Annotated in this window: 7 protein-coding genes, 3 tRNA genes and 3 pseudogenes; 4 read left to right on the top strand and 9 right to left on the bottom strand. The window is 41.0% G+C overall.

Going from position 1 to position 16,576, the window contains the following annotated elements:
* Positions 1–271: 271 nt before the first annotated feature.
* From BMX26_RS06150 to BMX26_RS06135, 4 genes and pseudogenes are all read left to right on the top strand, one after another.
* Positions 272–937 (top strand): A24 family peptidase, encoded by a 666-nt coding sequence (locus BMX26_RS06150; RefSeq protein ID WP_173648169.1) that lies wholly within the window; start codon positions 272–274, stop codon positions 935–937.
* 31 nt (positions 938–968) lie between these two features.
* Positions 969–1,877 carry a ribonucleoside hydrolase RihC gene (rihC, locus tag BMX26_RS06145; RefSeq protein WP_082272499.1) on the top strand — a complete coding sequence of 303 codons (909 nt, stop codon included), beginning with the start codon at positions 969–971 and terminating at the stop codon, positions 1,875–1,877.
* Positions 1,878–2,199: 322 nt separating this feature from the next.
* Positions 2,200–3,954 carry a hypothetical protein gene (locus tag BMX26_RS06140; RefSeq protein ID WP_075530567.1) on the top strand — a complete coding sequence of 585 codons (1,755 nt, stop codon included), beginning with the start codon at positions 2,200–2,202 and terminating at the stop codon, positions 3,952–3,954.
* 65 nt (positions 3,955–4,019) lie between these two features.
* Positions 4,020–4,187, top strand: a pseudogene (locus tag BMX26_RS06135) (ribonucleoside hydrolase RihC); the annotation flags it as partial.
* Positions 4,188–4,299: 112 nt separating this feature from the next.
* Here BMX26_RS06135 and rpoC read toward each other — a convergent pair.
* The 9 genes and pseudogenes from rpoC to BMX26_RS06090 all read right to left on the bottom strand — a co-directional run bounded on the left by rpoC (position 4,300) and on the right by BMX26_RS06090 (position 16,397).
* Positions 4,300–7,950, bottom strand: coding sequence for a DNA-directed RNA polymerase subunit beta' (gene rpoC, locus BMX26_RS06130; protein ID WP_075530565.1), 3,651 nt, complete (start codon positions 7,948–7,950; stop codon positions 4,300–4,302).
* A 23-nt stretch (positions 7,951–7,973) separates the two neighbouring features.
* Positions 7,974–11,567 carry a DNA-directed RNA polymerase subunit beta gene (locus tag BMX26_RS06125; RefSeq protein WP_143454872.1) on the bottom strand — a complete coding sequence of 1,198 codons (3,594 nt, stop codon included), beginning with the start codon at positions 11,565–11,567 and terminating at the stop codon, positions 7,974–7,976.
* Between the two features lie 255 nt (positions 11,568–11,822).
* Positions 11,823–12,148: pseudogene (locus BMX26_RS06120) on the bottom strand (AzlD domain-containing protein).
* Positions 12,135–12,829: pseudogene (locus BMX26_RS06115) on the bottom strand (AzlC family ABC transporter permease). Before BMX26_RS06115 ends, BMX26_RS06120 begins: the two co-directional pseudogenes overlap by 14 nt.
* A 75-nt stretch (positions 12,830–12,904) precedes the next feature.
* A complete protein-coding gene (locus BMX26_RS06110) occupies positions 12,905–15,403 on the bottom strand; it encodes an ATP-dependent Clp protease ATP-binding subunit (RefSeq protein ID WP_075530563.1) in 2,499 nt (832 codons plus the stop codon).
* Positions 15,404–15,426: 23 nt separating this feature from the next.
* Positions 15,427–15,894 (bottom strand): CtsR family transcriptional regulator, encoded by a 468-nt coding sequence (locus BMX26_RS06105; protein WP_075530562.1) that lies wholly within the window; start codon positions 15,892–15,894, stop codon positions 15,427–15,429.
* Between the two features lie 215 nt (positions 15,895–16,109).
* Positions 16,110–16,183, bottom strand: a tRNA-Pro gene (locus BMX26_RS06100).
* Between the two features lie 28 nt (positions 16,184–16,211).
* Positions 16,212–16,285, bottom strand: a tRNA-Arg gene (locus BMX26_RS06095).
* 26 nt (positions 16,286–16,311) lie between these two features.
* Positions 16,312–16,397, bottom strand: a tRNA-Leu gene (locus tag BMX26_RS06090).
* Positions 16,398–16,576: the final 179 nt, after the last annotated feature.

Here is a 16,576-nt window from a genome sequence, read left to right as displayed (position 1 = left end):
TCAGATTAATTTTCTAAGTACACACATCCAGGAGTTTCTTTTTTGTTTTTAAAAAAAGAACGTCCCGATGTACGCCTCTGTGCTAACTTGCTCACAGCCAGCACGATCTTGGTTTTCCAAGAGAACTGTTCGCATAAAGCACCTTTTATAGGTTACCACGCTTCACCGGGCAGTGTCAAACAATTTTCTTTTTTTTAACAAAAAAATTGTCCTCTTTTTTCGTCTTTATTAACTGAGGTGATTTGAGATGCTTTTAGCCGGCAAATTTATTTTGGGAACAATTATAGCTTCCTTCATTCAATGTTTGGTTTGGCGCCAAGTTAATCATGTATCACAATTTATTGCCCGCTCTTTTTGTGATACCTGCCACCATTCACTAGCTTTTTGGCAGCTGATTCCTATTATCGGCGTTGCCCTTCAAAAAGGCCGCTGTCATTTCTGTCAGCATAAATTATCCTTAGCTCCGCCGTTATTTGAACTGTTTGGCGGCTTTTTTGCCAGCCGTTATTTAACACTTAATCTTTATGCCGGCCTCCTTTTTAGTTTGGGATTATGGCTGGCTGCCTTAGCTTGGTTTGATCTACTAACCTTAAGTGTCCCTAATATTTTGCTATTGTTGGGCCTTATTTTCTGTCTTAGTCTTCGTTTTTTAAAGCCAACCCTAACGCCTTTTGATTTGGTCATCATGCTTTGTCTGTGCCTTATCTTAGTCATTTTTAATTGGCGCCATTGGCTGGGAGCTGGTGATACTTTAGTGCTTTTGGGATTAATGCTGGCCTTTGGCTGGTATTGTACCTGCCTGATTTTATTTTTGGCTACCTTAGGCTGTCTAGTTTTCAATATATTCGCTAAAGTTGCAAAATTACCATTTATTCCTTTTCTCACCCTTACTTACCTTGGACTTGCCTATGTTTTTCCGCCTTTATTTGGTGTATAATACTTCTATCACTCACTGTTAAAGGAGAAAAATTATGCACAAAATTATGATGGATTGTGATCCTGGTATTGATGATACCTGTGCTTTAGCCTGCGCATTAACTGATCCTGACATTGACTTGCAGCTGATTACCACAGTCGCCGGCAATGTTGACGTTGAGAAAACGAGCCACAATGCTTTAAATATTGTTGAATTTTTCGGCCGTCATGTACCTGTTGCAAAAGGGGCTAAAAAACCTTTAATGCAGCCTTTAGAAGATGCTAGCCGTGTCCACGGTGAAAAAGGTATTAAAGGGTACGATTTTGGAGCTCCCCAAACAAAAGTTTTAGCCATTGATGCTGTGACTGCCTTAAAAGAGCAACTACTTCATAGTGAAGCTAAATTAACGATTATCGCTACCGGTGCTTTTACCAACCTTGGTGTCCTTTTGACGCTTTATCCTGAAGTTAAAGAAAAAATCCAGGAAATTATTATTATGGGAGGAAGCCTTGGTCGCGGCAATATGACTAGCACAGCTGAATTCAATGTTTTCACTGATCCACATGCCGCTAAAATTCTCTTTGAATCAGGCCTCAAGTTAACCATGATTGGACTTGATTCAACCCTTACCGGCCGTATTACTCAAAAAACACAATCGTTGCTACAACAAACTAATGCTGCCGGTAAAATGTTATCCGCTTTGATTAATAATGATTTTGACCGTAATGAACAAGGTACAGCTATCCATGATCTGCAGACTATTTTTTACCTTTTGCATCCAGAAGCTTTCAAGACGGAAGCTTTTTGGGTAGATGTTGTCTGCGAAGGTCCAGCTAAGGGAGCCACGGTTGCTGATATTAGGCATGCTTACCATAATAAGACCAACGCTACCGTTTGTTTAGGTGTAGATCAAGAAGCTTTTAATGATTGGCTTCTTAATGAGGTCAAAAATAATATGTAAAAAAAAACTGAGATTAATGACATTGCTTGGCAGATGCTGTTTTTCTTACCTTCTTTATTATCGCCTTTGGGATGCATCTCGCCTAATTAACAGTCGCCATTGCCTGTGTCATTTTTGTTTTGGCTTACTATTTTCTAAAAATGACCAATCGCCCCCTGCCTTTTTTACCTCCGCTGTTTCTGGGAGCCTGTCTCAGCATGATTTTATTTTGACTTTTAGCAAATATATTTTAGTAGTTAGAGCCGCTTGACAGTCTGTTTTTTTGGGGGGTAAAATTTATTCGTATTTTTAAGTCACAATTAAACACACAAAGGAGCTTATTATGTTTGGGAAGAACTTTAGGCTTAACAAAAAAATCTCCATCAACCTTGCTGTTTTTGGAATCTTTTTATTGCTGAGCTATATCTCGATTGCACTTTTTATGCACGAAGGAAAAATTATTTTAAGATCTGACGGGAGCTTTCACCTTTCACGAGTTGAAGAAATCTATCAAAACCTAAGAGACGGACATTTCTTTACCTTCATTGCCAGCCGCACTTTCAGCCACAGCGGTGTAGGTAATTTTCTCTTTTATCCGACCGTTTTCTTATACCCGATGGCATTTTTACGCTTCATCTTTAACCCGGTTACTGCATTTTATCTTTGGGTCGGTTTCTTCAACTTTTTAACTATGGCTACTGCCTATTACTGTATGTACCGATTTACAAAAGGTAATACAACCCGCAGCTTTCTTTTTGCTTTAATTTATACTTTTGCCAGCTACCATCTTTATCTCGGGTTGTACAATACTGTCTGGGGCGAATTTATTGCCTATACATTTTTACCTTTGATTTTCTTAGGAATTTACAATATTTTATGGGACGATACCAAATACTGGTACATCCTTGCTATCGGTATGGCACTGCTTTTATACAGCCACCTGCTCAGTGTTTATATGTCTGCCATGATTTGTGTGGGCCTCTTTTTAGCCAAATTCATTTTTTATAAAAAAGTTGAATTCTTAAGAATCAAAGCCCTCATCAAAGCAGGTATCCTCACTTTTTTCTTAAGCTCCTTTATTTTTGTACCTATTGTTACAGATTTGATTGGCGGCGGACTTGCTACCCCCAGACGCTGCTTTTTATGGGTCAGCACAATATTTACAACTTTCCAGCTTTCTTTGGAAAATACGGCCGCAACAAATCATGCAATTGGACTGATTCTAATCTTAACAGCATTTTTAGGTTGGATAATTGCCAACAAGTCCTCCCGCGAACTTGCTATTTATGCGTTGGGAGTTTTTATGCTTTGTCTAACCACCAGCCTTATTCCTTGGGACTTAATTCAAAAGACACCGCTTTATCCGCTTTTAGGAACTATTCAATTCCCGTACCGCTTTAATTCATATGCCTGCCTCTTCTTAGCGGTTACTGCTTCGTTAATTTTTGAAAGTATTGTACGGTTGGGAAAATCGCAATATACCGCTAATATTCTGACAGTTATTGCATCGCTTGCCTTATTATGCTGTTATGCAAGCATTGTAGCTCCGCAGCATGCAAGCATCATTGCTGCTAAAGACAGCAGTTTGTCAAAAAATACCGCATCTCCTGTTACAATCCCGTCTGACGTACTCTTAGATAAAGGAAATTATAAAAATATTTTTACCTATTTGATCATGTATGGAGAAACAGACTACTATCCAAAACAATCTTTTGACCATAATGATATTTCTTCAAACAAGAACACTCAAAGCATTGTTAAGCAGACTGTTTACAGCAAAAACAAACCTTTTACCGGTGTTACGACAATTTCTTATGCTGCTAATTCCATTACGTATAAGCTGGTAAGCAAAAAGAAGCAAACATTAGACCTGCCGACTATCCGCTATAGACGAACTGTGGCAACCATCAATGGAAAGTCCGCTGTTGTCTCATCCAGCGCTCGAGGAACAGTCAGTTTGCCTGTTCCAAAAGGACATAGCACAATTACTGTCAGTTACAGGCCCAATCTGCTCTATTACACGGGACTTATCGCTGCTCTCATCTCTTGGCTGAGTATTCCGGCATACCTGTTTTACCAAAAGAAAAAAAGTGCATAAGAAAAGGCCCGCTTCAAATGAAACGGGCCTTTTCATTTTATTCTTCTACCGGCTGTAAGTCAGCAACGGAAGCTTTTTGGGTAGATGTTGTCTGCGAAGGTCCAGCTAAGGGAGCCACAGTTGCTGATATTAGGCATGCTTACCATAATAAGACCAACGCTACCGTTTGTTTAGGTGTAGATCAAGAAGCTTTTAATGATTGGCTTCTTAATGAGGTCAAAAATAATATGTAAAAAAAACTGAGATTAAAGTCTCAGTTTTTTTAGTTATTAGAAATTTCAAAGACTTCCCAAAGCTACTCGTTGGACTTTATCTGTGAGTCCTTTCAAGGTGCTTTTTTATTTTTTAATTATTAGCAGTTTCAGTCGTATTAGCAAGGTCTGAAACAGAAGCAATTGATTCATAAACGCCTTCTTCAGGTGCTTCTTCTTCAGGAACGATATCACGATACTTTCTCATACCAGTACCAGCAGGGATAATCTTACCAATGATAACATTTTCCTTCAAACCAACTAATGGATCGTTCTTACCGCGAATAGCAGCATCCGTCAAGACACGCGTTGTTTCCTGGAAGGAAGCAGCAGATAAGAAACTGTTTGTTTCCAAGGAAGCCTTAGTGATACCAAGCAAGACTGGACGGGCAGTTGCAGGAACACCCCCGCTAATCAATGTCTTAACGTTGTTATCCTTGAAGTCATTAACATCAAGCAAAGTACCTGGAAGCATATCAGTATCGCCTGGATCCATGATACGAACCTTGCGTAACATTTGGCGAGACATAACTTCGATGTGCTTATCGGAAATACCTACACCTTGCATACGGTAAACTTTTTGAATTTCACGTAAAATGTAGTTTTCAGTAGATAAGACATCACGAACCTTGATTAATTCCTTAGGATCAATTGAACCGACCGTCAATGGATCACCACGATGAATGCTGTCACCTTCAGCAACCTTCAAAGCCGCACTGAGTGGCAAATCATAGGAACGTGTATCAGTTTCACCTTTAACAGTGACAACCTTCTTGTGTTCCCCGGCATTTTCTTCGATAGATTCAACAATACCTGTAACTTCACTGATGGTAGCACGACCTTTAGGGTTCCGTGCTTCAAAGATTTCTTGAACACGAGGAAGCCCTTGAGTGATATCGTCTCCGGCAACACCACCGGTGTGGAAAGTACGCATCGTAAGCTGAGTACCTGGTTCACCGATAGATTGAGCAGCCACAGTACCAACAGCTTCACCAACTTCAACTTCATCACCAGTAGCCATGTTTCGGCCGTAGCAGTGTTCACAAACACCATGACGGGTGTTGCATGTGAAGGCTGAACGAATGGTTACTGTTTCAACTCCGGCATCGACAACCTTTTGAGCTAAATCTTCATCCATCATGACGTTAGCAGGCACGATTACTTCACCGGTCTTAGGATCTAAGACTGACTTCATTGTGTAACGGCCCAAAATACGGTCATACAATGGTTCAATCATTTCATTGCCTTCAGTGATAGCTGAAACATCAAGCCCACGGTCAGTGCCACAGTCAGTTTCACGAATGATAACATCTTGCGCCACATCAACCAAACGACGAGTCAAGTAACCTGAATCGGCTGTCTTCAAGGCTGTATCAGTCATACCTTTACGAGCACCGTGCGTTGACATGAACATTTCTTGCACAGACAAACCTTCACGGAAGTTCGCAATAACAGGAATTTCCATAGTCTTACCGTTAGGAGCGGCCATCAAACCACGCATACCGGCAAGCTGAGTAAAGTTAGAAATGTTACCACGCGCACCAGAATCAGACATCATTTGGATAGGGTTGGAAGGATCCATGTTTTCAACCAATTTAGCTTGGATATCGTCTTTAGCCTTGTTCCAAATAGCAATAACGCGATCATAGCGTTCCTTTTCCGTAATCAAACCACGACGGAATTGCTTTGCAACTACAGCAACATCCTTGTGAGCTTTTTCAATGATAGCTGGCTTTTCTTTAAGTTCAGTAACATCAATCATACCCACGGTCAAACCAGATTTAGTTGATTCATAGTAACCAAGGTCTTTCATCCGGTCCAAAAGTTCAGCTGTAGCTGTAACCTTGTAATCCTTGTAGACTTGGGCAATGATATCAGACAAGAATCCTGACTTGAATGGTCCAACTAATTCATGTTCCTTAAGGTAAGCATGAATATCTTCACCTGGTTCCAAGAAGTACTTATCAGGAGTACCTTCAGTCAAGTTTTCTTCAGTTGGTTCATTTAAATATGGGAAATCTTTTGGCAAGATTTCGTTAAAAATGGCCTTACCAGCAGTTGTTACCAAAATACGGCTCTTTTGGAAGTCAGTAAATGGCTTGCCAGCTTTAGCCAAAGATGAAGTTTGCAAACCAATCCGTGTATGCAAGTGAACATAGTTGTTTTGGTATGCAGTCCGTACTTCATTGACATCTTTAAAGATCATGCCTTCGCCTTCACGATCTTTTTCTTCGATGGTGATGTAGTAGTTACCAATCGTCATATCCTGAGATGGTGAGATGATTGGCTTACCATCTTTAGGAGCCAAAATGTGGTGAGCAGCGAGCATCAGCAAACGTGCTTCGGCTTGTGCTTCATCAGATAATGGTACGTGGATGGCCATTTGGTCACCGTCAAAATCGGCATTGTAGGCTTCACAGGCAAGTGGGTGCAAGCGCATCGCTTTACCATCAACCAAAGTTGGTTCAAAGGCCTGAATACCTAAACGGTGCAAGGTAGGGGCGCGGTTAAGCAAAACAGGGTGTTCTTTGATAACGTCTTCCAAAACGTCCCAAATATCATCATCACGGTTATCAATCTTACGCTTAGCATTCTTAATGTTAGAAGCTATATCGCGCTTAACCAATTCGTGCATCATGAATGGTTTGAACAATTCCAAAGCCATTTCATGCGGAATACCCATTTGGTTAAGTTTTAACTTAGGACCAACATCGATAACAGAACGGCCAGAATAGTCAACACGCTTACCAAGCAAGTTTTGGCGGAAACGTCCTTGCTTACCTTTAAGCATGTGTGAAAGTGACTTCAATGGACGGTTACCAGGACCGGCAACAGGACGTCCACGACGACCGTTGTCAATCAAGGCATCAACAGCTTCTTGCAACATCCGCTTTTCGTTTTGCACGATGATGCCAGGAGCATGAAGTTCAAGCAATTTCTTTAAACGGTTGTTACGGTTGATAACACGACGGTATAAATCGTTCAAATCAGAAGTTGCAAACCGGCCACCTTCAAGTTGAACCATTGGACGCAAATCAGGTGGAATAACTGGAATAGCATCCATAACCATCCATTCAGGACGGTTGCCTGACTTAAGGAAAGCTTCCAAAATGTCCAAGCGACGTACGGCACGGGTCCGCTTTTGGCCTGTAGCTTCTTTTAATTCTTCTTTAAGTTCAGCACATTCAGCTTCTAAATCAACGTCACGCAATAAAGTCCGCACAGCTTCAGCACCCATAGCTGCCTTAAAGCTTTGCCCATATTCTTGGCGTTTTTCACGATATTCGCCTTCAGTCAAAAGTTGCTTCTTTTCAAGTGGGGAATCACCTGGATCAGTAACTACATAAGAAGCAAAATAAATAACTTCTTCAAGGGCACGTGGGCTCATATCAAGCACAAGTCCCATACGACTTGGAATACCTTTGAAATACCAAATATGTGTTACAGGTGCGGCAAGTTCAATGTGACCCATACGTTCACGACGAACTTTTGAACGAGTAACTTCAACACCACAACGGTCACAAACAGTACCTTTGTAGCTGACCTTCTTGTACTTACCACAAGCACATTCCCAGTCTTTTGTTGGCCCGAAGATGCGTTCATCGAACAGACCGTCTTTTTCTGGCTTCAACGTACGATAGTTGATTGTTTCAGGCTTCTTAACTTCACCATAAGACCAGCTGCGGATCTTATCAGATGAAGCTAAACCGATTTGCATACTATCGAATTTATTGACATCGATCAAAGGACCGACCTCCCTTTTCTTAATTATTCAGCTTTTGTTTCTTCTGCTTCTTGTGTTTTTTGTTCTTCTAAAGCGCGCTTTTCATCTTCTTGTTGCTTGAACTTAGCTAAGGCATCGATGTTCTTAACACCGTCTTCATCATCGTCCATATCGCGCAATTCAATTTCATTTTTGTCGCTATCAAGCACTTTCATATCAAGGCCCAATGCTTGGAGTTCTTTAACCAACACACGGAATGATTCAGGAACACCAGGTTGTGGAATTTGTTCGCCCTTAACGATAGCTTCGTAAGTCTTCACACGACCCACAACGTCATCAGACTTATAAGTCAAGATTTCTTGCAAGGTGTAAGCTGCACCATAAGCTTCGAGGGCCCAAACTTCCATTTCACCGAAACGCTGACCACCAAATTGTGCTTTACCACCAAGTGGTTGTTGCGTAACAAGTGAGTATGGTCCGATGGAACGAGCATGCATCTTATCGTCAACCATGTGAGCTAACTTCATGTAGTACATGACACCAACAGAAATCCGGTTATCAAAGGCTTCACCAGTCCGGCCATCATAAAGAACTGTCTTACCGTCAGCTGGAAGACCTGCTTCTTTCAAAGCATCCCAGATATCTTCATCACGCGCACCATCAAAAACAGGTGAAGTTACGTGAATACCAAGTTCACGAGCAGCCATACCTAAGTGAAGATCAAGTACCTGTCCAATGTTCATACGGGAAGGCACACCCATTGGTGAAAGCATGATATCGATTGGTGTACCATCTGGCATAAATGGCATATCTTCTTCAGGGATAACAACGGAAACCGTACCTTTGTTACCGTGACGGCCGGCCATCTTATCACCAACTTGAAGCTTACGTTTTTGCACAATGTAAACACGAACCATTGTGTTAACACCTGGTGCAAGTTCATCGCCATTTTCACGGGTAAAGGTCCTGACGTCTTGCACAATACCGCCACCACCGTGAGGTACACGCAAGGAAGTATCACGAACTTCACGAGCTTTTTCACCGAAGATAGCATGCAAGAGACGTTCTTCAGCGGAAAGTTCCGTTACACCCTTTGGCGTAACTTTACCAACCAAGATATCACCGTCTTTAACTTCAGCACCAACACGAACAACCCCAAATTCATCAAGGTTCTTCAAGGCATCGTCGCCGACGTTAGGAATTTCACGGGTGATTTCTTCAGGTCCAAGCTTCGTATCACGTGCTTCTGATTCGTGTTCTTCGATGTGGATTGAAGTATAAACATCTTCTTTAACTAAACGTTCGTTGATAGCAATGGCATCTTCGAAGTTGTAACCATCCCAAGTCATGAAGGCGATAAGTGGGTTTTGACCCAAAGCAAGTTCACCTTGTTCCATTGATGGACCATCAGCCAAAACATCATCAGCATCAACATGGTCTCCCACGCGGACAATTGGTGTTTGGTTGTAGTTTTTACCACCGTTGGAACGACGGAACTTCATTAACTTGTAAGTATCAAGTGAGCTGTCTTCGCGACGAACGCGAACTTCACGGGCATCAACGTATTCAACTGTACCGGCATGGTCAGCAATTAAAGCATCCCCAGAGTCATGAGCAGCTTTATATTCAATACCAGTCCCAACAAGTGGAGCATGTGGCTTAATCAAAGGCACAGCCTGACGTTGCATGTTGGCACCCATCAAAGCACGGTTGGAGTCATCGTTTTCCAAGAAAGGAATACATGCCGTCGCAACCGCAACAACTTGCTTAGGTGAAACGTCCATGTAGTCAATTTTGTCTGGTGTAGTTTCAATATTTTCATCCTTGCTGCGTGCCATGATAGTATCATCAACAAATGATCCATCTTCATTAAGTGGTGTGTTGGCTTGGGCAACAACGTAATTATCTTCTTCATCAGCTGTCAAATAGTCAATCTTGTCGGTAACTTTGTGCGTATCCCAAGATACACGACGATATGGTGTTTCAATAAAACCATAGCGGTTAACATGGGCATATGTTGACAAGGAGTTGATCAAACCGATGTTAGGACCTTCAGGTGTTTCAATAGGACACATCCGGCCATAGTGCGTATAGTGAACGTCACGAACTTCATAGCCGGCACGGTCACGCGTCAAACCACCAGGCCCTAAAGCTGAAAGACGACGTTTGTGAGTAAGTTCGCCCAATGGGTTCGTTTGATCCATGAATTGGGACAATTGGGATGAACCAAAGAATTCTTTAATGGACGCAACAACTGGACGAATATTAATCAATTGTTGTGGTGTAACCGTGGCAGTGTCTTGAATTGACATCCGTTCACGAACAACACGTTCCATCCGTGTCAAACCGATACGGAATTGGTTTTGCAAAAGTTCACCAACTGAACGAATCCGACGGTTACCCAAGTGGTCAATATCATCAACTGAACCTAAACCTTCTTGCAAGTTGAAGAAGTAGTTCATTGAAGCCAAGATATCGGCTGGGGTAATGTGCTTATATTCCAAAGGAACATTACCATTACCAATCATATTGATAACTTCTTCCGGATTTGTTTCAGAGTAAACCTTGATGATTTGTAAAGTCATTGGTTCTTGCACAACGCCTTCATCAGATGGTGTGAAAGTATACATCTTGAAATCATCGCGCTTCAAGTATGCAGACAAGTTCTTCATTACATCTTTAGTAATGGTTGTACCTGCTTCAGCAATGATTTCCCCTGTTTCAGGGTCAGCCAGCGTTTCTGCTAAGCGGGTCCCTAAAAGGCGGGTCTTGAGGTCAAGTTTCTTATTAATCTTATAACGACCAACCGGTGCTAAATCATAACGCTTTGGATCAAAGAAACGTGCTGTCAAAAGACTTCTAGATGAATCTGCTGTCTTTGGTTCACCTGGGCGTAAACGTTCATAGATGTCTTTTAAGGCTTCTTCAACGCGGGAATCTTCTTCATTCTTATGAACATCTTTTTGGATGGTCTTAAGTAAAGATTCGTTTTTACCCAAAATGTTGATAATTTCATCATCGCTAGCATAACCCAAAGCCCGAACTAATTCAGTCAAAGGAATTTTACGGGTCCGATCAATGCGGACATAAGCGATGTTTTTAGCATCAGTTTCATATTCAAGCCAAGCACCACGGTTAGGGATAACAGTTGTACCATATGTGCGGCGGTCATTCTTGTCAGTTTCGGAGTTGAAATAAACACCTGGTGAACGAACAAGTTGGGAAACGATAACACGTTCGGCCCCGTTAATAATGAAAGTCCCTTGCTTAGTCATCAATGGGAAATCGCCAAAGAAGACATCTTGTGACTTGATTTCGCCTGTTTCCTTGTTAAGCAAGCGCAATGTGACGTGCAAAGGAGCTGAATAGTTAGCATCGTGATTACGTGCTTCATCAACTGTATACTTAGGTTCTAATAATTGATAGTTTACAAATTCAAGCGACAATTTGCCGGCAAAATCGTCAATTGGCATAATGTCTTCAAATATTTCTCGCAAACCTTCATCTAAGAACCATTTGTAAGAATCTGTTTGAATCTCGATTAAATTTGGCAAATCAAGAACTTCTTTAATTCGAGAATAACTTCTGCGCACACGGTGTTTGCCGTATTTTACTAAATGTCCTGCCAAGTTGTTCACCTCTCCAAAAATTTCTGTGAAAGCATCATACTTAAAAACCCCATGAAATATTACATTTTTGTTACAAATGCATTTTCAACGACATTTTCAGCGAATTTTGGCAAAAAAAAACCAAAAACAGTTCTGTTTAACCATCTAAACCTCACTATTTTTGCTTCTTCTTTTGCTTGATATGGACAATAGATCACATCAAGCATCTAAATTCACAGTTTTATGTATTCATTAATTTTAGCAATAAATGTTAACTATGTCAAGTCAAATAAACATCCTTATGAAAGCCATTGAAACAATGCCGACCACAACGACCCACACCAAACTTTTGGTAATGATAGCCGTCAAAAGTGTTGGCAATGTTACGAGGCAATTTTCTACATTTAAGGTCGGCAAGTGGCCTAAATGCTGGTCAAATAAATTTTCAAACCATAAGGCCGACATAATAACTACCGGCACAAAGTTTAAATATTCAATGACACCTTACTTAACTTCAAATATTTCAATAAAATAAAAGGAATAATTTTGGTCAGCCACATCACCAGACCACAACCAAAAATCGTCAAAACTACAAAATTAACTGAAAGCATGTTTCAAAGCCACCCAGATTCCGCATCCAATTAAAGTTACAACGAGAACTAAAATATTCACAGGAATAAAAATCATTCCCACAAAAACCATCACAAAGGTCAAAAGACACATTATTACCTGCAATTTTTTATCTAAATGATTTGCAGATATAAAAGTCCGATAAACATGGCAACTAATGCAAAATCAGGGCCCAACTTATTCGGATTGAAGATAAAACTGCCCAAGAGTGCACCAACATAAGTTGACAAACTCCAAGCAAGATACGCAACAATATTGCTGGCGTTAAACCATTCAAAAGTTAAGCGGTTATTGGTGAAATTCTTCTTAATTCATACTCAACGCAAAAATTTCATCCGTCAGCAGAGTCCCGATAGCGATGTTTTTGAAGATATTTTCTTTGACAAAATAAGGTGCCACATTCATCCCCAGTAAAAACATGCGGGCATTAACCAAGAAAGCCGAAAAGACAATGGATAGAATCAGACTGCCTGCCTTAGCATACTAACGGCAATAAACTGTACTGATCAGCCATAAGCAATCAAAGACATTAGTAAAACTTCCCAGGCTTTTAACCCAGCAGTCTTACTGACAATCCCAAAAGCTAGTCCAATTCCAATATAGCCGAATACCGTCGGCAAAGTATCTGTTATGCCTGTTTTAGCATCTAATTTATCATTCATTGACGTCATCCTTTTAAATTCCATAACTCAATTATACAAAAAACCGAAGAGAAAAACTCTTCGGTTTTTTGTGTTTTATTTAACAGCCTGTTTCTTGCGCGTAGCTGCCTTTTTTACCTTCTTTTTAACGTTTAAAGTAATTTTGCCGCCTTTAGCACCAATGGTAACCGTATCTCCCTGCTTCATCTGGCCTTCCAGCAAAGCTTCACTTAAGCGGTCTTCCACTTCATTTTGCAATGCTCTGCGAATTGGACGGGCCCCATATTCGGGATCAAAGCCGGCTTTAGAGACAACATCAATCGCAGCTGGCGTGATTTTGAGGTTAATCCCTTGCTCAGTAATTCGAGCAATTACGCCTTGAGCCATCAACTTCACAATTTGATGCAATTCTTCTTTTTCAAGGGAGTGGAAGATAACAATTTCATCAATCCGGTTCAAAAATTCGGGACGGAAATGTTTCTTTAAAATCTCACGAATTTTAGCTGACATAGCTGCATAATCATTGGTAATCTTTGTAGCACCAAAGCCCACTGATTTTTCATCCTGCAAAGCAGTAGCGCCCAAGTTGGAAGTCATAATGATAATGGTATTTCTGAAGTTGACCTTGCGCCCTTTAGAGTCGGATAAATAACCGTCATCAAGCACTTGCAGCAATAAGTTAAAGACATCAGGGTGGGCTTTTTCAACTTCGTCCAGCAATACCACTGAATAAGGCTTATTGCGCACTTTTTCAGTCAACTGACCACCTTCATCATAACCGACATATCCAGGAGGAGCTCCGATTAACCGACTGGTTGAATATTTCTCCATGTACTCACTCATATCAATACGAATCATCGCATCTTCAGATCCAAACATTGCCTCAGCTAAAGCTTTGGCCAATTCGGTCTTACCAACACCAGTTGGACCTAAGAACATAAATGAGCCGATTGGACGCGTAGGATCAGATAATCCGCTGCGGGCACGGCGAATGGCCTTAGCAACAGCACTAATGGCTTCTTCTTGGCCTACAACCCGTCTGTGCAAAATCTTCTCCAAGTTAACCAAGCGTTCGCTTTCCGTCTTAGTTAATTGCGTTACTGGTACACCTGTCCATTCAGCGACAACTTCAGCCACATCTTCAGCGCTCACCGTGGCATCATAATCGCGGTTAACAGCTTTTTGGTGCTTAACTTCTTGTAATTTAGCTAATTCATCGCGCAAAGAAATCGCTTGATTGCGCAATTTAGCAGCTTCTTCGAATTTTTCATCCAACAAAGCTTCTTCTTGCCGCTTAGACAAGTCGTTTAATTGGTTATTAAGTTCAACTTCACGACTATTGCCATTTTCTACTTTCACAATCCGCAAACGAGCAGCAGCTTCATCCATCAAATCAATCGCCTTATCAGGCAAGAAGCGCTTAGTAATGTAACGGCTACTCAACTTGACGGCTGCTTCCAAAGCTTCATCTGAAATATTGACCTTGTGATGCTGTTCATACCGTGGCCGGATGCCCTTTAAGATTTCAACGGTAGCTTCGGGGGTTGGTTCATCAACCACAACCGTCGCAAAACGGCGTTCCAAAGCCGGATCAGACTCAACATACTTTTGATATTCGTCCAGTGTTGTCGCCCCGATAATTTGAACTTCACCACGTGCTAAAGCTGGTTTCAAAATGTTGGAAGCATCAATTGCGCCTTCAGCTCCACCAGCACCAATCAAAGTATGCATTTCATCAATAAATAAAATAACATGGCCATCACGATAAACTTCTTCCAAAATCTTCTTTAAGCGATCTTCAAATTCACCACGATACTTCGTTCCGGCAACTAAAGAGCCCATATCAAGCATCATTAAGCGGTTATTGATGAGATTTTCCGGTACTTTGCCAGCTACAATAGCTTGGGCTAAGCCTTCCGCCACGGCGGTTTTACCAACCCCGGGTTCGCCTAACAAAACCGGATTATTTTTCGTACGACGGCTTAATACTTGGATGACACGCTTAACTTCTTTTTCACGGCCGATGACAGGATCAATCATCTTTTCAGCAGCCATTTCAGTCATATCGCGTCCTAATTCATCCAGCGTTGGTGTCTTTGACTTACCCTTTTGCTCTTCGGATTTCTTGATAGCACGACGCAATTGTGCTTGGTTTATACCAAGCTTGCGCAATAAGACTTGGCGTAAATTCTTGATATCAACATGCAGACTCAGCAAAATACGCGATGAAATAATTTCATCATTGCCAAGTAAAGCTAATAAAAGATGCTCTGTCCCGATTTTACTTGAGCCAGTATAATAAGCCTGCCGTGCTGCCTCATCTAAAATTTCCTTGGCTTTAGGCGAATATGGTAAATAATTGTTGGGCGACTGCCGCATTAAACTGCCATAACCTGCTAAGCGTTCAATTTCTTCTCGAACGTCAGTGGGTCTAACTAATGATTGACGCAAAACCTGGCCCGCTATCCCATTTTCTTCCATAGTCAAGGCCAAAAGTAAATGCTCAGTGCCAATAGCTTGGTGTTTAAAGTAATTCGCCTGTTCTTGAGCAAGTACTAAAACACGATTAGCACTAGGTGTATAAGATTCGTCCATATAAATACCTTCTTTCTTTGGCTTTAGTCAGCATACCTAAGCCGATTAATGACACTAATCATAATGCGCGCTCTGACCATATTTTCTAACTGGCTATCAGTAAAAGCCAAGGTATCTTTGCTGATAGCACTAAGAATTAAATTGGCTTCTTTGCGGGTTAAAAGTTCATTATCATATAGTGTTTGGATAATTTTAAAAGCATCAGCATACGTAATAGCATCACCGACATATTCAATCAAATCGGTCAAAAAATCAGCATTATCGACTAAGTTGACCTTTTCAATCCGAATATATCCGCCACCGCCACGCTTACTTTCCACAACATATCCATTTTGAAGTGTAAAACGCGTTTTAATCACATAATTAATCTGTGAAGGAACACAATCAAAATGCTGCGCAACCTCAGATCGCTTAATCTCCACATAAGGAGCTTCAGCTAAAATACTCTTGAGGTATTGCTCAATAATATCGGAAATATTTCGACCTTGCATCGAGCCACCACCTTCTTGCGTTTTGACTTTCTTTGACTAATATTATAAACGCGTCCCTGCATTATCGCAATTAAAAAGCCTAAACAGCACTTATTAAAGCCTTTACATAAATATTATAAGCTTCTTTTGCCAATATATTTCTACAATAGCTTGAATAAAATATGATTATCGCAACAAAAAAAGGGCTACTTTAAAGCAGCCCTTTTTTTACTGAATCGGGAAAACAAGATTTGAACTTGCGACCCCTACGTCCCGAACGTAGTGCTCTACCAAACTGAGCTATTTCCCGAAATGTTAAGTTTTAACTCAACAAAAAATGCACCCAGTAGGAGTCGAACCTACAACCTTCTGATTCGTAGTCAGACACTCTATCCAGTTGCGCTATGGGTGCATAATATATATAATTTTTAGTTATAATGCCGAGGACCGGAATCGAACCGGTACGGTAATCACTTACCGCAGGATTTTAAGTCCTGTGCGTCTGCCAGTTCCGCCACCCCGGCAGGTTACAAACTGACTTTACATAATCACTTTTGCTAACAAGTCTATTATAAAACAAAAAAAGAAGTTTGACCAGCAAACTTCCAAAATTTATAACTAAAAATTATTTTTAATCGGGAAAACAGGATTCGAACCTGCGACCCCCTGGTCCCAAACCAGGTGCTCTACCAAACTGAGCTAT

This window comes from Ligilactobacillus sp. WC1T17 (assembly GCA_900110005.1).
GTDB classification, from domain to species: Bacteria; Bacillota; Bacilli; order Lactobacillales; family Lactobacillaceae; genus Ligilactobacillus; species Ligilactobacillus ruminis_A.
Note: the sequence above shows the minus strand (reverse complement) of the source record. Positions and strands in the feature narration are given on the sequence as shown.